Below are 19,641 nucleotides of genomic sequence, written 5' to 3'. Positions count from 1 at the left end.
GTGAACCATGATCTACTCCGACGCACCGCGAGTCAACTGTCGGTCAAGTAATAGATGTACGACCCTGTCCGAAAGGAGGCGGAGGGGCATGCGTGCGCGACCGAACCACCGGTCGCGGGCGTCGCGCTTTCTGGGGTTGCCGCGCGGACGTAGCTTCCCGCCCCATGCAGCTTCGATCGACGTCCATCCTGATCGCCGCCGTGGCGTGCTACCTGCTCCCGGCGCTCGCGCACGCGCAGGGGTCGCGCCTCCCAGGCGCGATCGAAGCGGGTCTCATCCTCCGGCACCTCGATGGCGTGAAGCGGATGCTCGTCGTGGCGGCGCACCCGGATGACGAAGACACCGCCCTGCTGACCACGCTCGCGCGCGGATGGGGGGTGGAGGCCGCCTACTTTTCATTCACGCGAGGCGAGGGAGGCCAGAACCTGATCGGTACGGAACTCGGCGAGGGGCTCGGCATCATCCGCTCGGGCGAACTGCTGGCTGCCCGCACGATCGACGGGGCGCAGCAGTTCTTCGGCCGCGCCTTCGACTTCGGCTACTCGAAGACGGCGGACGAGACCTTCTCGAAGTGGCCGCGCGAGCGCATCCTCTCCGATCTGGTGTGGACGATCCGGCGCTTCCGTCCGCACGTGCTGATCAGCATGTGGAGCGGAACGGAGCGGGACGGCCACGGGCACCACCAGGTGTCCGGCCTTCTCACGCGCGAGGCCTTCGACGCCGCGGGAGACGAGACCCGCTTCCCGGAGCAGTTGGCGGCGGGCGCGGCCCCCTGGGCGCCGCTGAAGCTGTACCGCCGCCCGCTGTTCGAACTGGGCGCCACCTCGATCGAAATCGAGACGGGCACGCTCGATCCCCTGTTCGGCCTCACGCATCACCAGGTCGCCATGGACAGCCGCAGCCAGCACCGCTCGCAGGACTTCGGCACGGCGCTGCCGCTCGGTCCGCGCGTCACCCGCCTCGCGCTCGTCTCTTCGCGGGTCGGCGGCTCTCCGACGGAGCCGCTGTTTACGGGGGTGGACACGACGCTGGCGACTCTGGCCGCCGGTCTCGGCGAGTCTGCGGGGGCAGGCGTTGGGGCGGACGTTCAGGCAGACGTCCAGACGGACATTCGTGCGTACCGGGAGGCGATCGGCGACGCCGGCGGTTCGCTCAACGCGACGAGGCCGGAGGCCGCCCTGCCCTTCCTTGCCGAGGCGCTGCGGCGGCTGGAGCGGCTCCGCGCCGCCGCACGCGCCGGGGGGGAGAGCGAGCTGCGACGCGAACTCGACCGCCGGGCCCGCCTGCTGATGCGGGCGATCACGGCTGTGGCCGGAGTGCGGGTCGAACTGCGCGCGCGGGACGATGTCCTGGTCCCGGGACAGACCGTACTCGTCGAAGCGCGCGTCTGGAGCGGCGCCGACGCGGCCGTGGAGCTCGACCCGCCGGTCATCGAGGTCCCCTCCGGGTGGTCGGTGGAGGGCATCGGCCCGGATGTCGAGACGGAGCCCGACGATCTGGGCCCGTTCGCCCGCTTCTTCCGGCAGGAGGACACCGTCTTCGATCCGTCGGCCCGCGCGCGGCTCGGGCCGGGGGAACTCGGGTTGTGGCGCTACGCCGTCACCGTGCCCGAGGGCGCGCCGCCCGTGTCCCCGTGGTTCCTCAAGAACCCGAGGGACGGCGACCTGTACGACTGGCCGGCGGCGCCCGAGCTTCGCGCGCTCCCGTTCCGTCCCGCACCCGTCCACGGCCGCGTGGCCGCGGTCGTGTCGGCGGCGGGCGAACGATTCGACGTTGAAGTCGAGGATCCCGTGCGTTACCGAGCCGTCGACGGCGTGACGGGAGAGGGCTGGCGACCGCTGCAGGTGGCGCCGCGCATCTCCGTCGCGCCGATGGCGACCGTGATGATCTGGCCGGTCGGCCGCTCGGATCCGCGTGACATCGCCTTCCGGATTTCGAGCTTCGCCCGCGACGCGACGGCCGGAGAGATCGGGCTCGACCTGCCGTCCGGATGGCGCGTGACGCCCGAGACGACGGCGTTCGAACTCGCTGGAGAAGGAGCGGTTCGGACGGTCGGCTTCACTGTCGAGCCCCCGGCGGGAGCGGCGGAAGGGGAGTTCTTCGCACGGCCGCGCATCCGCATCGCCGGAGCCCCGGTTCCCGCCACGCACACGACGATCATCGATTATCCGCACCTCGAGCCGCGGCTCCTGTCCGGCGACGCGGCCGTGCGGATCGTGCGTTTTCCCGTGCGGGTCGCGGACCGGCGCATCGGATACGTGATGGGTTCCGGCGACGACGGACCCGAGGCGATTCGGCAGCTCGGGCTCGACGTCGAACTCATCGAACCGGGAGACTGGGAAGCGGAGAGGCTCGACCGGTTCGACACGATCGTGCTCGGGATCCGGGCCTACGAGGTGCGCGAGGACCTCATCGCGGCCAACGCGGAGCTGCTCGCGTGGGCGGAGCGCGGAGGCACGGTCGTCGTGCAGTACAACCGCTACGAGTTCAACGAGGGGGCCTACGCACCGTACCCGATCGCCATCGGCCGCCCGGCGCCCCGCGTCACCGAGGAGGACGCCTCCGTCACGCTCGTCGACCCGCGGGCGCCCGTTCTTGCGGAGCCCAACCGGCTCGGCCCGGCCGACTTCGAGGGCTGGGTCCAGGAGCGCGGGCTGTATTTCCCCGACCAGTGGGACGAGAGGTACCAGGCGCCGCTGGAGATGGCCGACACGGGAGAGCCGCCGAACCGCGGCAGCCTGCTCGCCGCCCCGGTGGGCCGCGGACTCTACATCCACACGTCGCTCTCCTTCTTTCGGCAGCTGCGCGCGGGCGTGCCCGGCGCCTTTCGGCTGTGGGCGAACCTGCTCTCGCTCGACGGGAGCCGCTGGCGGGAGATCGCCGCCCAGTGACGGAACGCCGGGAAGAGGCGGAGGGCCGGATCGGCCCCTTCCGTAGCTGGCGCGCGCTCTATGTGTCGGTGATCGCCTATACGGCCGGACTCATTCTCCTCCTCTATCTCGCCACGCGGCTGCTCGACTTCGGCGTGCCGTGAGCGGCCTCGACTGGACCGTCTTTGCCGTCTACTTCGGCGCGGTCGTCGCCTTCGCCTGGCGCCAGAGCCGAAAGAACCGCGGCGTCGAGGGCTTCTTTCTCGCCAACCGCCGGCTGGGCTGGGGCGCCATCGGCCTCTCCGTCATGGCGACGCAGGCGAGCGCGATCACGTATATCGGCACGACCGGACAGGCCTTCGACGACGGCATGGAGTTCGTCCAGTTCTACCTGGGCCAGCCGATCGCGATGGTCATTCTCTGCGTCGTCTTCGTCCCCTTCTTCTATCGCTCGAAGGTCTTCACCGCCTACGAGTACCTCGAACGCCGCTTCGACCCCAGAACCCGCTCGCTGACGAGCTTCCTCTTTCTCGTGTCGCGCGGACTCTCGGCGGGGATCGTCCTCTACGCCCCGGCCATCGTCCTCTCCGTCATCATGGGCTGGGACGAGCGCGTGACGATTCTCGTCATGGGGCTCATCACCGTGGCCTATACGATCATGGGGGGCATCACGGCCGTCATCTGGACGGACGTGCTGCAGATGATCGTCATGTTCGCCGGGATCGGGATCGCGATCGCCGTGCTGTTCGCGACGCTGCCGGAGGGAGTGGGCGTCGGCGACGTGGCGTATATCGGCGGGATCCATGAGATGTGGCGGAGCATCGACCTCTCCTGGGACCCGACGAATCGTTACACGCTCTGGTCCGGGCTCATTGGAGGACTCTTTCTCGCCCTCGGCTACTTCGGGACCGACCAGAGCCAGGTCCAGCGCTATCTCACGGCGAGTTCGCTCCGCCAGAGCCGTCTTTCCCTCATCTTCAACGCCTTCGTCAAAGTCCCGATGCAGATCTTCATCCTCGCCATCGGCGTCCTCCTCTATGTCTTCTATCACTTCGAGCGTCCCCCGCTCGTCTTCAATTCGGCGGAGGCCGCCATGGTCGCGGAAAGTCCCCGCGCCGGCGACTTCGCCGCGCTGGAGGCCGAACACGAGCGGGCGCACGAAGCGCGCCGGGAGAGCACGCTCGCGGTGCTGGAGGCTCGCCGCGCCGGCGAAGACCCCGAGCCACTGCAGCGCCGGATCGCCGCGTACGATGACGAACTGGAGCGGCTGAGGGAGGAATCGAAGTCGCTCGTGTCCGAGGTGCGGGGGGCTTCTTCGAACGACGTGAACTACGTCTTCCCGTCCTATCTCATCGCCTACGTCCCCGCCGGTATCCTGGGACTGTTGATCGCCGTCATCTTCGCGGCCGCCATGTCCTCGCTCGACTCCGAACTCACGGCCCTGTCCAGCGCCACCGTGATCGATTTCTACCGGAGGTACGTGAAACCGGAGGGGACGGACGCCCACTATCTGCTCATCTCCCGGCTCGCCACGCTGGGCTGGGGCGGATTCGCCGTTCTCTTCGCACTCTACGCGGGCCAGTTGGGGTCGCTCGTCGAAGCGGTCAACGAAGTCGGCTCGATCTTCTACGGGGCGCTCCTGGGCGTCTTCCTCCTCGCCTTTCTCGTGAAGCGGGCGACGGCCGCGGGCGCCTTCTACGGGCTCATCTCCTCGATGCTCGCCGTGCTCGCCGTGTCGCGCTTCACGGAGATCGCGTGGCTGTGGTACAACGTCGTCGGGACGCTGGCCGTTCTCGTGGTCGGCCTCGCGCTCCGCAGGCGGGAGCGGCCGGCATGATCCGCGGTACGGTTTTCCGCGGGCGTCGCGTGCGGTAGAGTCTCCGACGGTTTTCAAGCCACGACAGTTTTTCAGCCACGACAGTTTTCAAGCCACCTCATCGGGATGGTACGGATGCTCACGGACGTACAGATCGCCGAGGCCGCGACGCCCCGGCCCATAAGGGAGATCGGGGAGAAGATCGGGCTGGGGCTCGAGGAACTCGTCCCCTACGGCCATTACAAGGCGAAGGTCGCCCCGGAATCCATCTTCGAGCGCGAGCCCGGATCGGGCCGACTCGTCCTCGTCACGGGCATCACGCCGACGGCCGCGGGCGAGGGCAAGACGACCGTTTCCGTGGGGCTCGCCGACGGCCTGCGCCGCGTGGGGGCGAACTCGGTGCTCTGCATTCGCGAGCCGAGTCTCGGCCCGGTGTTCGGCGTCAAGGGCGGGGCCGCCGGCGGAGGGTACTCGCAGGTGATCCCGATGGCGGACATCAACCTCCACTTCACGGGGGACCTGCACGCGATCACGTCGGCGCACGCGCTCCTCTCGGCCGCGCTGGACAACCACCTGCAGCAGGGGAACCGGCTCGGGATCGACACGCGACAGATCACGTGGCGCCGCGCCGTCGACATGAACGATCGGGCGCTGCGGAACATCGTCGTCGGGCTCGGGGGACGGATCAACGGGGTGCCGCGCGAGGACGGCTTCATGATCACGGCCGCCTCGGAAGTGATGGCGATCTTCTGCCTCGCGGCGAGCCTCGAGGACCTCGAGGAGCGGCTGAGCAGCATCATCGTGGGGTACGACTACGGCGGGGAGCCGGTGCGGGCGCGCGAACTGAACGTGGCGGGCGCCATGACGCTGCTGCTGCGGGAGGCGATCGGACCGAACCTCGTGCAGACGCTCGAGGGGACGCCCGCCTTCGTCCACGGCGGGCCGTTCGCGAACATCGCCCACGGCTGCAATTCGCTCATGGCGACGCGGGCCGGGCTGGCCTTCGGCGACGTCGTGATCACGGAAGCGGGGTTCGGCTCGGACCTCGGCGCCGAGAAGTTCTTCGACATCAAGTGCCGGACCGGCGGACTCAACCCGGAGGCCACCGTGCTCGTGGCCACGATCCGCGCCCTGAAGCTGCACGGCGGGGGCGACCGCACGGCGCTCTCGACGCCGGATCCCGACGCCGTCCGCGGCGGGCTCGCGAACCTCGGCGCGCACGTCGAGAACATCCGCGGCTTCGGCATCGAGCCGGTCGTGGCGATCAACGTCTTCGCGACGGACTCCGACGAAGAGATCGCCGCGGTGGCGGAGGCGTGCGAGGATCTGGGCGCGCCCTGGGCCCGCTCCGACGGCCACGCGCTGGGCGGCGCCGGCTGCGAAGACCTCGCCCGCGCGGTCCTCGCGGCGCTCGACGAGGGAGGGGCCGACTTCAAGCCGAAATACGACGCGGAGGCTTCGATCCGGGACAAGATCGAGGCCATCGCGCGGAAGGTGTACGGCGCGGACGGGGTCGACTACACGCCGCGCGCCTCGAAGGACATCGCCCAACTCGAGGCGGCGGGGATGGGGAACACGCCGGTCTGCATCGCGAAGACGCCGAACAGCCTGAGCGACGACCCGGCGCGCCTCGGAAGGCCGGCCGGCTTCCGCATCACGGTTCAGGACGTGCGTCCCTCGGCGGGGGCCGGCTTCGTCGTGGCCCGGGCCGGCACCGTCATGACGATGCCGGGACTCCCGCGCGTGCCCGCGGCGGAGGGGATCCGGATCGTCGAGGACGGGAGCGTGGTCGGGCTCTTCTAGTCCCGTGACCGGCTCATGATCGAGATCGAACTCTCCGCCGATCCCCACGTCGAGGGCGTGGAGCGCCGGCTCCGGGAATGGGTCGCCGAGGACGCGGTGGCGCGGCTCTGGCGGCGGGACCCCACGCTGTGGAGCACGGACGCGGACACGCCGGAGCTGGCCGACCGGCTCGGGTGGCTGGACCTTCCGGAGACGTCTCCCGCCATGCTCGGCCCGCTCGAGGAGTTGCGCGCGAGCGTGCCCTTCTGGTTCACCGATCTCGTCCTGCTCGGCATGGGAGGTTCCAGCCTCGCGCCGGAGGTCATCGCGCACACGATGCGGGGCGAGGGGCTGCCGCTCACGCTCGTGGACACCACGCACCCAGGGGCGCTCCGCGACCTCGAGTGGCTGCGTCCGGCGAACACGATCTTCGTCGTCTCCAGCAAGTCCGGCACGACCGTCGAGACGCTCTCGCTCCTCCGCCACTTCTGGTCGCGGACCGTAGAAGTCGTGGAAGATCCCGGGGAACACTTCATCGCGATCACGGACCCCGAGTCCCCGCTCGCCGAACTCGGCCGGGAGCGCGGATTTCGGGCGGTGTTCGAAGCGCCCCCGGACGTCGGCGGCCGCTTCTCCGCCCTGAGCCCCTTCGGTCTCGTGCCGGCGGCTCTGGCCGGCGCGGATCTCCCGGCCCTTCTCGCGGAGGCGGGGGAGGCCGCGGACGCCTGCAAGGACGACGATCACCACAACCCGGGCTTCCTCCTCGGGGCGGCGCTGGGAGAACTCGCGCTCGCGGGGCGCGACAAGGCCACCTTCGTCGCGGCATCCGACTGGGCGGCGTTCCCGGACTGGGCGGAGCAACTCCTCGCCGAGAGCACCGGAAAGGAAGGCCGGGGCATCGTCCCTGTCGTCGGCGAGCCCCCGCGACCTCCGGACGAATACGGCGAGGACCGGGTCTTCGTCGGCCTCCTCCTCGGCGGGGACGCGGCGCGCGAAGCGGAGCAGTGGGGAGAAGCCGACGAGACGCCCGACCTCCTCGACGCGCTCGAGGCGGCCGGCCACCCGACGTTGCGCATCCGGCTCGAAGGGCCCGAGGAACTCGGCGCGCTCTTCTTCGTGTGGGAGGTGGGCGTGGCGATGGCCGGAGCCGTCCTCGGCATCCATCCCTTCAACCAGCCCGACGTCCAGCTCGCCAAGCGCCTCGCGCGTCGAGCGATGGAGGGCGACGGCGAGCCGGAGGAACGGTCGCCGGGCGCGGAGCCGGTGAAAGACGCGCAGATCTCCGACGCGGACGAGATCGACCTCGTCTGGGAGTTGCCGCAGTTCGGACACGCCCCGCCCCGCACGCCCGTGGCCCCGGACGTGGACGGAATCCGGGCGCGGTTGGAGGATTTCCTCGCCGCGGTGGAGCCGACGGACTACATCGCCGTACAGGCGTTCCTCGCGGGCGGCGAGGAGGAGGAAGGGCTACTCGCGACGCTGCGCGCGGCCCTCGCCGGAGCCACGGGGGCGGCGACCACGCTGGGCTACGGCCCCCGCTTCCTGCACTCGACCGGGCAACTGCACAAGGGAGGCGGGGACAACTGCGTCTTCCTGCAACTCGTCGACGACGCCGGCGAGCACGTTCACGTCCCCGAGACGGACTTCACCTTCCGCCGACTCATCCGCGCCCAGGGCCTGGGAGATCTCGAAGCGCTCGGTCAATGCGAACGCCTGGCGCTCCGGGTCCGCGTGGGCGGCCCGGAGGGCCTCGGCCTGCGCCGCCTGATCCAGCTCTTCGAGGAGTCCGCCTAGAACGACTCCCGAAGCGGAGCAGCTGCCCGGCTCAGTGGATCAGGCGCACCTGCAGGCCCAGGCCCCCGCCGACCCAGGCCGCCGACGGCGCGAGAAGGCGCGGGCGCTGCGACCTCAGCGCGCTCGCGACTCCCGTTTCGGACCCGGACGCGGCAGGCTCATCCGGGCGGGACCGAAGGAGGCTCAACGCCGTGTATCCGGACACGAGCGCCAACGCGGCGTTGGCGGCGGTGGAGAGTTCGGCTCCTATGCTCGAATCCTGCCACTCGCGCGCCGCGTTCCACGCAAAGCCCGCGTGTGCGACGGAAAAGGCCCCGTTGATCGCGCCAAATGCGGGTCTCGTCCACCAGTCTGGTCTCTCAAGGTGACCGACAAGGGCCGACAGCGCCGACAGCGGCACGACGTATCGCCAGGTGCGGGACGCCTCACCCCGGGGGCAGAGGCAACCGTCGGCGTAGGCGGGCTGGATCCTCGCGGCCTCATCCAGCGTGAGACCCGTTTCATCGAGCCACTTGGAGAAGCGTGCGTCGCCGGCAAGCTCCCACGCGTACACGTTGTTGTCCGCGCCCGCGATCTCCCGGACGAGATCCTCCCTGCCCGACCTCTGAAGCAGGTAGGCCACCGCGCACGGGGTCCCGTGTTCGTCGGCGAAGACGGGCACGCGGCCGGCGTGCGTGTGGTTGCGGGGGAACTCCCCCCGTTCCCGGTATTCGCGCAGCCAGTTCAGGGCGGCGTTCCGTCTCTCCTTCTGCGCCGCGCTGAGCGCGTCCGTCGCCCTTCGCCTCAGCACCCCCTCGACGTCGAGCAGGTGCCCCCGGATCCGCCGCGTCTCCAGCACCCCCGGTTCGGCCCGCGCGAACGTGGCCGCCGGGGGCGGCGCCGTCGCGGTGCGGCCGGACGCCTCGTCGCCGACGTCCCCGGGACCTCCGGAAGCGACGATGAACATGGACAGAACTCCAATGGCGGCAACGGCTTTCGATGAAGCGGACATGGCTGCGACTCCCGTGAAGATCCCCCCTCCGCGGCGTTCGCGCGGAAGGCGCGGCGCCCGGACGCCATTTCGGGAGGTACCGGCGCCGGCGGTCGGAGTTCCGCGCGGCGCCGACTCCGCGGTCAGGCGAGCGGGATCTCCGTCTGGGCGTGCGCGCCGAGGAGGTCGGTTCGGCCCTCGATGTCGAGGAGGGTGCGCTTGTAGCGGAGGCCGCCGGTGTATCCGCCCAGGGTTCCGTCGGTGCGGACGACGCGGTGGCACGGCACGATGATCGGAACCGGGTTCCGGCCGAGCGCGTTGCCCACCGCGCGCGAGGCCTTTGGACGCCCGATCCGACGCGCGATTTCCGTGTACGTCACCGTCTCCCCGAACTCGAGTCCGGAGGCGGCATCCAGCACGGCGCGCTGGAAGTCGCCCAGTGCCGTGAGGTCGACGAAGAGATCGAAGCGCGGGCGCCGGCGGCCGAAGTACTCCGTCAGTTGCTCTTCCGCGGGGGCGAGCCGGTCGGTATCGCGCACCACGGGCGTGGACCGGTACCGGCGCTCGAGGCCGGCGACGAACGCATCATCGCTCTCGTCCTGCCACGAGAGCGCGACGAGACCCGCGGCGCTCGCCGCGACCCGCATGGCGCCGAAGGGCGAATCGAAGCGGCGCCAGCGGATGACGGGGCCGTCCCGCAGGCCCTTCGCGGAACGATGGAGCATGCGGTACTCCGCCGCCCGCTCCCGGAGGCCCGGGCTCGCCGCCAGGTCCTCGGTCATCGCCTCGGCAGCCTCCGCATCCAGATCGCCTAGAATCCATGCGAGCAGATCTTCGTCGCTGCAGTTCGTCCCGCGTCCGGTCATATCGGCCCCTCCTCGCGCCACACCTCGGCGAGGTCTCGGCGCAGCTTCTTCATCCCCTGGTAGACGTTGGCCCTCGCGGCCTCGGGAGAGGACCCCATCCGCCGCGCGATCGTCGCGTAGTCCAACTCTTCGATCCAGCGGAGCCAGACCGCGTCCCGCTGCCGCCGGGGAAGCTCCGCCACACCCTTCCGGACGCGCGCCGCGGCCGCCTCCGAGAGCCGGTTCAACGCCGCGTCGGCCGCGGGAGGCGCGCCAGGCCCCACTTCCCCGGAGCGGGCCGCGAGCAACTCCGAGCGCCGGCGGCGCATCGAGATGCGGTCGAGCGCCCGGCGGGTGGCGACCCGGTACAGCCACGCGCGGACGTTCACGGCGTCGCCCGCCTCGGGCCGCGCACGAAGCGCCGTCACCCACAGCTCCTGCACGATGTCGCGCGCCTCCTCCGCGTTCCCCAGCATCGCGGCCACATGGCGCTCCAGTTCCCCGCCGTAACGTTCGGACCAGTCGTCCACCCGCCCTCTCCCTTCGTTCTCACCCCCTGGAACGTATCATGTCGGAATCCGTGAAACCGGACGGCCCGCGAGCCCGCCCATAGCCCCTCGAATCCGGCCCGAAACTGGCCACGCGCGGGCGCGAACCGTACCGTGTGTGCCCGCAGCCCCCACCCGGAGCACCCGGAGGTTTTCTTGAACTCAGAGTTTTCAGTTTCGGCGCCCGCGCCCAGCCGCGTCGCGCTCACGCTCATCGCCGCGTCCGTGGCGGCGGCCTGCACCGGCGATGCCGGAGACGGGAGTGGCGCCACGGCGGAGGAGGACCGCGCGGAGACGAGTGCCGTGATCCGCGATCCGCTCCCGGAAGAGCGGCGTTTCGCGAGTCTGACTCAGCTCACCTTCGAGGGCGAGAACGCCGAGGCCTACTACTCCTCGGACGGTCAGCGGCTGATCTTCCAGCGCACCCACGAGGACGAGTTCGAGTGCGACCAGATTTACACGATGACCGTCGAAGGCGGCGAACGACGCCTCGTGTCGACCGGGCTCGGCCGGACCACCTGCGGCTACTTCTTCCCGGATGATTCCAGAATCGTCTACAGTTCGACCCACCACGCGGCGCCCGGGTGTCCTCCGCCCCCGGACATGCGCCGCGGCTACGTGTGGGCGCTCTACGACTACGACATCTACTCGGCGCGGCCCGACGGCTCCGATGTTCGCGTGATCTCTTCGAGCCCCGGGTACGACGCGGAGCCGACACTCTCTCCGGACGGTTCGCGGATCGTCTTCACCTCCACGCGGGACGGGGACCTGAACATCTACTCGATGAATCCCGACGGCTCCGACGTGCGGCAGCTCACGGACGAACCCGGATACGATGGCGGCCCGTTCTTCTCCCCGGACGGGACGAAGATCGTCTACCGGGCGAGGTATCCCGAGAGCGAGGAGGAACTCGCGGACTACCAGGCGCTCCTGGCCGACGGTCTCGTGCGGCCAGGCGTGCTCGACATCTACGTGATGGACGCGGACGGCTCGAACCCGATTCGCCTCACGGACAACGGGGCCGCGAACTTCGCCCCCTTCTTCCACCCGAGCGGCGAGAAGGTGATCTTCTCCTCCAACCTGAACGATCCGGACAGCCGCAACTTCGACCTCTTCCTGATCAACCTGGACGGGACGGGGCTGGAGCAGGTGACGTTCAGCGAGGAGTTCGAAAGCTTCCCCATGTTCAGCCCGGACGGCCGTCATCTCGTGTTCGCGTCGAACCGGCACGGGTCCCACGAGGGGAACACGAACGTCTTCATCGCGGAGTGGATCGACGACCTCGCCGAGTGACCGACTTCCCGCGCGGACCGTCTAGTCTCTGAAGACAGCCCGGCGGCGAACCGGCCGTCCGGGGCGGGGACCGGAGGACACGGAGCTTGGGATGCGGTTCACAAAGACATTGCGGGGCCGGCGGCGGGTGTGGGCGGTCGGGGTGGCGTGGGGCGTCTCGTTCGCCGCGCCCCCGGTCTCCGCCCAGGAGGAGGGAATCCCGATCGACTACGACGCCGCGATCGCGCAGAGCGGGATCGACGGCAGCTACGGGTACCTGCGCGCGCTGGACGGGTCCGCGACGCTCATTCAGGGAGACACCCGGGAGCGCATCCATCTCTCGGTGAACGAACCCGTCCTCGTCGGCGACCGGATCTTCGTCTCCGGCGAATCGCGAGTCGAAATCGTGCTCGCCGACGGTAACCTCGTTCGGATCGGAGATCGGGCGGAGCTTCGCTTCCGCGCGCTCGCCAACTCGGCGGACACGAGCGACCCCGCCTCCATCCTCGAACTCGCGCGCGGGTCGCTGCAGCTCGTGGTGGCGGCGAACCCGCCGGGCGCCGAACGGCCCTCCGTCATCACGCCGAACGCGACGATCCGGCCGCAGGGAGCCGGTGCCTTCCTGATCGTCGTCGACGACGGGGGTCGCAGCGAGGTCGTCGTGCGCGAGGGGGTGGCCGAGGTCACGACACCGTCGGAACTCGCCGAGGTTCGCCCGGGAGAGAGTCTCTTCGTGGAAGGGACACAGGGCGACCGGCTCCGGTTCGCGGCGGCCCCGGGTCTCCAGCACCTGGAGGCGTGGGGCCGGGGGCTCGGCGAGCAGGCGGCCGGCGAGTACGCCGCTCACGTGGATCCGGACCTCCACTACGCCGCGTCCTCGCTCGGAGGGCACGGGTCGTGGGTGCAGGTGGACGCAGGCGTCGCATGGCGTCCGCGGGTGTCCACGGGCTGGGCGCCGTACCGGCACGGGCGCTGGCGGAACACGCCCACCGGCATGTTTTGGGTCTCCTACGAGCCGTGGGGCTGGGTGCCCTACCACTACGGGTACTGGGACCTCGACCCCCACTGGGGCTGGGTCTGGTTCCCCGGCAGCCGTTTCGCCGTGGCGCACGTCTACTGGTACTGGGGCCCGAGCTACGCGGGCTGGATTCCCTCCGGATATTACTGGCGCCACTACCGGAATTATTACGGGAGCAGTTGGGGCTTCCACTTCGGCGTCTACGGACACATCGGGGGCGGCTTCGGGCGGTACCGGCACTGGACGTTCCTGCCGCACGGGCGCCTGGGACACCGGCGACAGCACTTCTACTCGGTGGGCGGTTCGGACTTCGGCCGCGGGCGGAAGGCGGTCGAGCGCGGCGTCCTGCTCACGGATTCCCGTCTGCTCGGGCGGCAGGCGCAGCGGCGACCCGCGCAGACGCTCGCGAGCCTCAGGCGCGCCGTCTCGCGCGACGGGAGGACGGCGGTCGATGCGAACGGCTTCATCGATCGCGGCGCGAGCCTGCCGCGGGAAGTCGAACGCGTCGTGCTGCGGAGCCGCGATGGCCGGTCGGCCCGCCCCCGCGACGCGACCGCCGGAGCGCGGAGCGACCCCTCGCGGACGGCGGGCGCACCACCGGTCCGCGTCAACACGCGGTCGGCGGAGGGCCGCGCCCTGCGGCTGGAGCGGCCCGGCGTGCAGCGGGCGAACCCCCCGCCATCGACGAACGACGCCCGTGCGACGATCCGGCGGCCCGTGACGCGGGACGTCGCAGGCTCCGCGAGACGGCCGGCCGTGCGGCCGACGACGCGGTCGGGGTCGAACGGCGTGCAACGGGCAAGGGCCCGGGAGCAGCCGGCCGTTCGCCGGACGGGGGGCGCGACGACCCGGCCGACGGTACGGTCGAATCCGGCGCGGCCGACGGCACGGTCGAACCCGGCGAGACCGACTGTGCGGTCGAATCCGGCGCGGCCGACGGCACGGTCGAACTCGACGAGACCGACCGTGCGGCCCGCTCCGGCGAGACCGGCCGTGCGACCCTCGACGGCGAGGCCGCCCCGGCCGGTCGTTCGCCCCGCACCGTCCACGAGGCGACCCGTGGCCCGCCAGTCGGTCCCGCGGTCGTCCCGGCCGGCGGTGCGGCCCGCCGGTCCGTCCCGGTCGAGCGGGAGCGTCGGACGTTCCAGCGGAGGGTCCAGGTCCGGGGGCGCGGTCCGCCGCAGCGGCGGCAGTACGCGGTCGAGCGGCGCCGCGCGGGCCCGCGGCCGATCCGGAGGTTAGTGTGGTGTCGCAGAAATCCCACGGCCATTCGAGCGCCGATGCATCCGTGCCTGCGGCGCTCTCGGTGGCTCGCGGACTTCTGCGACACCACACTAGCGGACTACGATCAGGGCTCGGGCCACACCTCCGGATCCCGCTCCATTTCGGGCTCCGGTTCGACGCCGAGCGCCTCGACCATGCGGACGTAGTAATTGAAGAAGCCGACGACCTCGGTCGCGGTCAGGATCTGCGCGTCCGTCCAGCCGACCTCCCGCAACCCGTCGATGTCCCGCCGGGCGGTGGAGGTCGGCTCGCGCGTGATCGCCACGGCATAGTCCATTAGCCGCCGCGTCTTCTCGTCGAGCCCCGCCGTCCGGTAGTCGGTGCGGATCGCGCGGGCCAGTTCATCGTCTCCGGTGGCCTGACGGAGATCCTCTCCGTGCGCCTCCGTTCAGTAGAAGCACTCGAGTTCGCGCGAGGTCACGGTCGCGAGCATCTCCCGCACGTCCCGCCCCAGCGGCCCCGGCGCGAGCATCAACGCTTCGTAGAGTTGAATCGAAGCGCGCATGACGGGCGGGTTCAGGCTCTGGATTCCGATCACGTTGAAGACGCGCCCCGCGCGGCGGACGGCCTTCTCGTACTCGCGGGCGAGGAGCCCCTCCGCTTCGTCGGGAGCTACCGTCTCGATATGCGGCATGTCGCCTCCTCCCTGGCAGGCCGTGCCAAAAGCCCCGCTGCGTTCGAGCGGCGCTGACGCGGGGTTTTGCCACGGCCTGCTAGCGGACGAGGAAGCCGTCGCGCCAGGGGTCGTCCGGATCGATGAGGAACTCGTGACGGCCCGTCACCCAGGCCCGGCCCCCGACCTCGGGCACGACCGCCGGATGCCCGCCGATGGCCGTCGTGTCGACGATCCGGCCGCTGAACCGGCCTCCGATGATGCTCTCCACGACGATCTCCGCGTCCCCGGGGATCTCGCCCCGGGCGCGAAGGATGGCCAGGCGGCCGCTCACTGCGGTCCCGGTCGGACTGCGGTCGAGTTCCCCGTCGGCGAAGATGCAGACGTGCCGCGAGTGGTGCGCGGGATCCGCGGCCCTGCCGGTGAACACGGTGCCGTAGAGGAACCCGAGGTCCGGATCGTCGGGGTGCGAGGTCTCGCCGCCGGCCGAAGCGGACACCGCGCGCGTGATCCGGCGCCCGGCGTCGATCAGGTCGGTGGCGGAGCCGGGCACGAGGGCGAGCCCGAGCGCGTTCGCATCGACATACGCGTAGAAGGCGCCACCAAAGGCGAGGTCGTAGGACACGGTCCCCAGCCCCTCCACCTCCACGGCCCGCCCCAGCACGGGCGCGAAGGAAGGCACGTTGAGGAACCGGACCTCCCGGACCCGTTCGCCGTCCAGGATCGCGGTGGCGCGCACGAGGCCGGCGGGCGTGTCGATCGCCACGGGCCGCTCGTCCCCTGCCCGGTCGATCCAGCCGGCTTCGACGGCGATCTTCGCCACGCCGATGATCCCGTGGCCGCACATCGTGGAGTAGCCCTCGTTGTGCAGGAAGAGGACGGAGAAGTCCGAGTCCGGCCTCACCGGCGGCATCACGAGACAGCCGTACATGTCCGCGTGCCCCCGAGGTTCCCACATGAGGGCGCGGCGGAGTTCGTCATGCTCCGCCCGCGCGAGGCGCCGCCGCGCGAGGACGGTGTCTCCCTCCAACTCCGGGAAGCCCGCCACGATGACGCGCAGCGGCTCCCCCTCCGTGTGCGCATCGATCGTCTCGACGCGAAGCCAATGCTCCGGAGCAGTCCAGGTCATGTAACTCCTCGGTGGCCGTCGGTGGCGTAGCGGTCGGCGCCCAGGAAATGCAGGGAGACGTAGGGTTCGTCGCCGACGACCCAGGAGTCGTGCGGCTCGGGCGGGATATGGAACAGGTCGCCGGGCCGAAGCTCGACGACCCGCCCGTCCGGAAACGCCGCGGTGGCCGAGCCCCTGAGCACGAGACCCACATGCTCGACCGTACACAGCGGCTCCTCCGACGGCACGTGCTCGGACCATTTCCAGCCCGGCTGGTACGTCGCCCGCCCGATCGTGAGGCCTCCGATCCGGACGACCTCGAAGCGGCCGAGTTCGAGTTCGCGGACCTCGTCCGGCTCCTCGAACCGCCGCAGGATGACGTCGATCACGACGGACCGTTCTCGCCGGGCACCGGGTCGGTGTCCTCTCCCTCCGCGAGGTCGCGGTAGAAGGTGAGGCCGTTCATGTCGAGATCGTAGAAGGCGAACTCGCGGGTGCCCCAGGGGGTCCGCCGCAGCGCCGTCCGCTCGTGGAAGACGCCCTGGTCCCGGTATTCCTCGAACAGCGCCTCGACGTCGGGCACGACGAAGCGCAGCATGGGGCGCTCCACGCGGGACCATTCCTCCGCATCGTGCCACTGAAGATGCAACTCGATCCCGTCGCGCCTCAGCCCGGCGTATCCCGGATCGCGGGTGGAATCGGCGAAGGTGAGTTCGAAGCCGAGCCGCCCGACGTAGAAGCCGATCGCCGCGGCGACGTCCCGCGACGGGAGCACGGGCTGTACCGCCTCGAGGCGGGCCGCCTGCCCCTCCCCCGCTATCGGTAGTTCTCCATCAGGGCGTCCAGCGCGTCGGATCCCGGGCACAACTCCTCGAAGGGGAGGTCCCACAGCGGCCGGTCGACCGTCCCCAGCACGTCGTGCAGGTCCCTCGACTCCGGGTCCACATAGAGGAGCCCGGTCGGAACCTCTCCCGCGTTCTGCCGTTCGCGCAGGTAGCCGTACACGGCGTCCCTGTCGGTCGCGTCGTAGTCGCCCTCCACCTGCCGGAAGCGGATCACGCTGCCGTCGTGCATGCGGACGTCTCGCACCTCGGCCGACGCGATGTCGGCCGTGATCTCATCGGCCGGGGGGACGAAGTCCTTCGGGGCGACGAACGCGGCCTCGACGGCCTCGCGGAAGTGCTCGCGCGTGTAGGCGTAGCTCTTCGTCGAACCCACGTGGTCGTTGAAGGTCACGCAGGGCGAGATGACGTCGACGAGGGCGAGGCCCGGGTGCCGGATTCCCGCCTTGATGATGGGGACGAGCTGGTCCTTGTCGCCGGAGAAGCCCCGGGCCACGAAGGTCGCGCCGATCGAGAGCCCGAGCAGGGCGGGGTCGATGGGAGGCTGTTCGTTCGGCACGCCCCGCTTCGACTTCGAGCCCATGTCGGCCGAGGCGGAGAACTGGCCCTTCGTCAGGCCGTAGACCCCGTTGTTCTCGATGATGTAGAGGAGGTTGAGGTTGCGCCGCACCGCGTGGCACAGCTGCCCGAGCCCGATCGAGAGCGAGTCCCCGTCGCCGGAGACGCCGATGTAGACGAGGTCGCGGTTCGCGGCGTTCGCCCCGCTCGCGACCGAGGGCATCCGCCCGTGCACGCTGTTGAAGCCGTGGGATTCGGACATGAAGTACGCGGTCGTCTTCGACGAGCAGCCGATCCCGCTCATCTTCGCGGCCCGGTGCGTGGGGATCGCGAGTTCCCACGCCGCCTCGATGAGCGCGGCGGTGACGGAGTCGTGGCCGCACCCCGCGCACAGCGTGGACATCACGCCCTCGTAGTCGCGCCGGGTGAGCCCCAGTTCGTTCTTCTCCAGGCTCGGGTGGAAGACCCGCGGCTTGGCGATGTACGTCATGCACCCACTCCTTCCGCGGTCTCCGCCGCGAGCCCGAGGCGGTCCTTCACGCCCGCGATGACGTGGCGCGCGCTCAGCGGGAGCCCTCCGTAGCGGAGGACCGAGGCCAGCCGTTCCTTCGAGGCCGGCGTCTCCAGCGTGAGCAGCGACTTCAACTGCGCGTCCCGGTTCTGTTCGATGACGATGTTGAGGTCGTGCGCCTCGATGAAGCGTCCGACTTCGGGCGCGAAGGGGAAGGCGCGGATCCGCATGTAGTCGAGCCGGAGTCCGTCGTCCGCCTCCATGCGCTCGATGGCCTCGCGCACGGCGCCGTCGCAGGCGCCCAGCGTGATGAGTCCGTATCGCGCGTCCGGCCGCGAGCGGATCTCCGGGGCCGGCACGGCCTCCGCGGCGTTGTCGATCTTCACCGCGATGCGGTCGATGACCTCCTGGTATTCGTCCGGCTCCTCCGTGTACTTGCCGTACTTCGTGTGGCCGGAGCCGCGCGTGAAGTAGGCGCCCTTCGGATCCTCGCCCGGGATCGTCCGATACGGGATCCCGTCCCCGTCCACATCGAGGTAGCGATAGAAGGTCTCGATCTCCGCGAGCGCCTCCGAGTCGAGCACCTTCCCGCGGTCCGGCCGGTACGCGTCATCCCACTCGAAGCGGGGCACGACCCAGTCGTTCATCCCGATGTCGAGGTCGGAGAGCACGAAGACGGGCGTCTGGAAGCGTTCCGCGAGGTCGAACGCGTGCACGCTGAACTCGAAGCACTCCGCCGGGTCCTTCGGGTAGAGGCAGACGTGTTTCGTGTCTCCGTGGGAGGCGTAGGCGCAGAGGAGGATGTCGCCCTGCTGCGTGCGCGTCGGCATGCCGGTCGACGGGCCGACGCGCTCGACGTCGAAGAAGACGCACGGGACCTCGGCGTAGTAGGCGAGCCCGATGAACTCGGTCATGAGCGAGATCCCGGCCCCGCTCGTCGCCGTGAAGGCCCGGGCTCCGGCCCACCCCGCGCCGATCGTGATGCCGGCCGCCGCCAGTTCGTCCTCCGCCTGCAGGATCGCCGCCTTGCTCCGCCCGGTCTCGTCCTCGACGCGCAGACGCCGGCAATAGGCCGTGAAGGCGTCGACGAGCGAGGTCGAGGGGGTGATCGGGTACCAGGCCGCGACGGTCGCGCCCGCGTAGACGCAGCCGAGCGCCGCCGCCGTGTTCCCGTCGATGAGAATCGAGTCGCGCGTGGCGTCCATCCCCTCGAGCCGGATCGGCAGGGGGCACTCGAAGTTCTCCATCGCGTAGTCGTAGCCGAGCCGGATCGCCTCGAAGTTCGCGTCGAGCAGGTGCCGCTTCTTCTCGCCGAAGGTCTCCTCGAGCAGTCCGCGGATCACGTCCATGTCGATGTCGAGGAGGGCGGCGAGGGCGCCCGTGTAGGCGATGTTCTTCATCAGGATGCGCGTGCGGCCGCCGTCGAAGGTCTTCACGCACATCTCGGCCAGCGGGACGCCGAGGAAGGTCACCTCCTCGCGCCGCAGCGTGTCCGCCATGGGCCAGCTCGAGTCGTACAGCAGCCAGCCGCCGGGGACGAGTTCCTCGATGTCCTGGGCGTAGGTCTCCGGGTTCATCGCCACGATGAGGTCGAAGTCCGGCGTGCGCGCGACGTGGCCCGAACCGTTCACGCGGATCTCGTACCAGGTGGGCAGGCCCTGGATGTTCGAGGGGAAGACGTTCTTCCCCGACACCGGGACCCCCATCCGGAAGATCGACTGCATGATGAGCCCGTTGGCGCTCGCGGAGCCCGTCCCGTTCACGGTGCCGATCTTGAGCGCGAAGTCGTTCACGCGGCCGGTCTTCATTT

At 70.3% G+C, this 19,641-nt stretch carries 17 protein-coding genes; 7 read left to right on the top strand and 10 right to left on the bottom strand.

Going from position 1 to position 19,641, the window contains the following annotated elements; translation table 11 throughout:
- Window positions 1-164: 164 nt before the first annotated feature.
- From ACQY5G_RS11335 to ACQY5G_RS11315, 5 genes are all read left to right on the top strand, one after another.
- On the top strand, window positions 165-2,891 hold the full coding sequence (locus tag ACQY5G_RS11335; protein ID WP_428274052.1) for a PIG-L family deacetylase: 2,727 nt from the start codon (window positions 165-167) through the stop codon (window positions 2,889-2,891).
- A complete protein-coding gene (locus tag ACQY5G_RS11330) occupies window positions 2,888-3,034 on the top strand; it encodes a hypothetical protein (protein ID WP_428274050.1) in 147 nt (48 codons plus the stop codon). The genes ACQY5G_RS11335 and ACQY5G_RS11330 overlap by 4 nt, the downstream gene beginning before the upstream one ends.
- Window positions 3,031-4,707: a sodium:solute symporter gene (locus ACQY5G_RS11325; protein WP_428274048.1), complete on the top strand. Its 1,677-nt coding sequence runs from the start codon at window positions 3,031-3,033 to the stop codon at window positions 4,705-4,707. The genes ACQY5G_RS11330 and ACQY5G_RS11325 overlap by 4 nt, the downstream gene beginning before the upstream one ends.
- Before the next feature lie 114 nt (window positions 4,708-4,821).
- Window positions 4,822-6,489 carry a formate--tetrahydrofolate ligase gene (locus tag ACQY5G_RS11320; protein WP_428274046.1) on the top strand — a complete coding sequence of 556 codons (1,668 nt, stop codon included), beginning with the start codon at window positions 4,822-4,824 and terminating at the stop codon, window positions 6,487-6,489.
- A gap of 15 nt (window positions 6,490-6,504) precedes the next feature.
- The gene (locus ACQY5G_RS11315; RefSeq protein ID WP_428274045.1) at window positions 6,505-8,262 is read left to right on the top strand and encodes a hypothetical protein; all 1,758 of its coding nucleotides are present in this window, start codon (window positions 6,505-6,507) and stop codon (window positions 8,260-8,262) included.
- A 31-nt stretch (window positions 8,263-8,293) separates the two neighbouring features.
- Here ACQY5G_RS11315 and ACQY5G_RS11310 read toward each other — a convergent pair whose 3' ends face one another.
- The 3 genes from ACQY5G_RS11310 to ACQY5G_RS11300 all read right to left on the bottom strand — a co-directional run bounded on the left by ACQY5G_RS11310 (window position 8,294) and on the right by ACQY5G_RS11300 (window position 10,607).
- A complete protein-coding gene (locus tag ACQY5G_RS11310) occupies window positions 8,294-9,208 on the bottom strand; it encodes a hypothetical protein (protein WP_428274044.1) in 915 nt (304 codons plus the stop codon).
- Window positions 9,209-9,375: 167 nt separating this feature from the next.
- Window positions 9,376-10,098: a methylated-DNA--[protein]-cysteine S-methyltransferase gene (locus ACQY5G_RS11305; protein ID WP_428274042.1), complete on the bottom strand. Its 723-nt coding sequence runs from the start codon at window positions 10,096-10,098 to the stop codon at window positions 9,376-9,378.
- Entirely contained in the window at window positions 10,095-10,607 is a 513-nt protein-coding gene (locus ACQY5G_RS11300; RefSeq protein ID WP_428274040.1) for an RNA polymerase sigma factor, read from the bottom strand. The genes ACQY5G_RS11305 and ACQY5G_RS11300 overlap by 4 nt, the downstream gene beginning before the upstream one ends.
- A gap of 174 nt (window positions 10,608-10,781) precedes the next feature.
- Here ACQY5G_RS11300 and ACQY5G_RS11295 point away from each other — a divergent pair, with 174 nt between their 5' ends.
- Both ACQY5G_RS11295 and ACQY5G_RS11290 read left to right on the top strand, forming a co-directional pair.
- Window positions 10,782-11,918, top strand: a complete 1,137-nt coding sequence (locus ACQY5G_RS11295) for a TolB family protein (protein ID WP_428274038.1) — start codon at window positions 10,782-10,784, stop codon at window positions 11,916-11,918.
- Between the two features lie 91 nt (window positions 11,919-12,009).
- On the top strand, window positions 12,010-14,157 hold the full coding sequence (locus ACQY5G_RS11290; protein ID WP_428274036.1) for a DUF6600 domain-containing protein: 2,148 nt from the start codon (window positions 12,010-12,012) through the stop codon (window positions 14,155-14,157).
- A 106-nt stretch (window positions 14,158-14,263) separates the two neighbouring features.
- Here the strand turns inward: ACQY5G_RS11290 and ACQY5G_RS11285 are convergent, their stop codons facing one another.
- The 7 genes from ACQY5G_RS11285 to ACQY5G_RS11255 all read right to left on the bottom strand — a co-directional run bounded on the left by ACQY5G_RS11285 (window position 14,264) and on the right by ACQY5G_RS11255 (window position 19,639).
- Window positions 14,264-14,476, bottom strand: a complete 213-nt coding sequence (locus tag ACQY5G_RS11285; RefSeq protein WP_419860157.1) for a hypothetical protein — start codon at window positions 14,474-14,476, stop codon at window positions 14,264-14,266.
- Window positions 14,477-14,587: 111 nt separating this feature from the next.
- Complete coding sequence (locus ACQY5G_RS11280) at window positions 14,588-14,833, bottom strand: hypothetical protein (protein WP_419860158.1); 246 nt, start codon at window positions 14,831-14,833, stop codon at window positions 14,588-14,590.
- Window positions 14,834-14,912: 79 nt separating this feature from the next.
- Complete coding sequence (locus ACQY5G_RS11275; RefSeq protein WP_428274033.1) at window positions 14,913-15,941, bottom strand: proline racemase family protein; 1,029 nt, start codon at window positions 15,939-15,941, stop codon at window positions 14,913-14,915.
- Window positions 15,938-16,309 (bottom strand): AraC family ligand binding domain-containing protein, encoded by a 372-nt coding sequence (locus ACQY5G_RS11270; RefSeq protein ID WP_428274031.1) that lies wholly within the window; start codon window positions 16,307-16,309, stop codon window positions 15,938-15,940. Before ACQY5G_RS11270 ends, ACQY5G_RS11275 begins: the two co-directional genes overlap by 4 nt.
- Window positions 16,306-16,695 (bottom strand): VOC family protein, encoded by a 390-nt coding sequence (locus ACQY5G_RS11265; protein ID WP_428274029.1) that lies wholly within the window; start codon window positions 16,693-16,695, stop codon window positions 16,306-16,308. The genes ACQY5G_RS11270 and ACQY5G_RS11265 overlap by 4 nt, the downstream gene beginning before the upstream one ends.
- A 41-nt stretch (window positions 16,696-16,736) precedes the next feature.
- Window positions 16,737-17,810: a 2-oxoacid:ferredoxin oxidoreductase subunit beta gene (locus ACQY5G_RS11260; RefSeq protein ID WP_428274027.1), complete on the bottom strand. Its 1,074-nt coding sequence runs from the start codon at window positions 17,808-17,810 to the stop codon at window positions 16,737-16,739.
- Window positions 17,807-19,639, bottom strand: a complete 1,833-nt coding sequence (locus ACQY5G_RS11255; protein WP_428274025.1) for a 2-oxoacid:acceptor oxidoreductase subunit alpha — start codon at window positions 19,637-19,639, stop codon at window positions 17,807-17,809. The genes ACQY5G_RS11260 and ACQY5G_RS11255 overlap by 4 nt, the downstream gene beginning before the upstream one ends.
- Window positions 19,640-19,641 lie beyond the last annotated feature (2 nt).

The organism is Candidatus Palauibacter sp. (assembly GCF_965261555.1).
Taxonomy (GTDB): domain Bacteria; phylum Gemmatimonadota; class Gemmatimonadetes; order Palauibacterales; family Palauibacteraceae; genus Palauibacter.
Note: the sequence above shows the minus strand (reverse complement) of the source record. Positions and strands in the feature narration are given on the sequence as shown.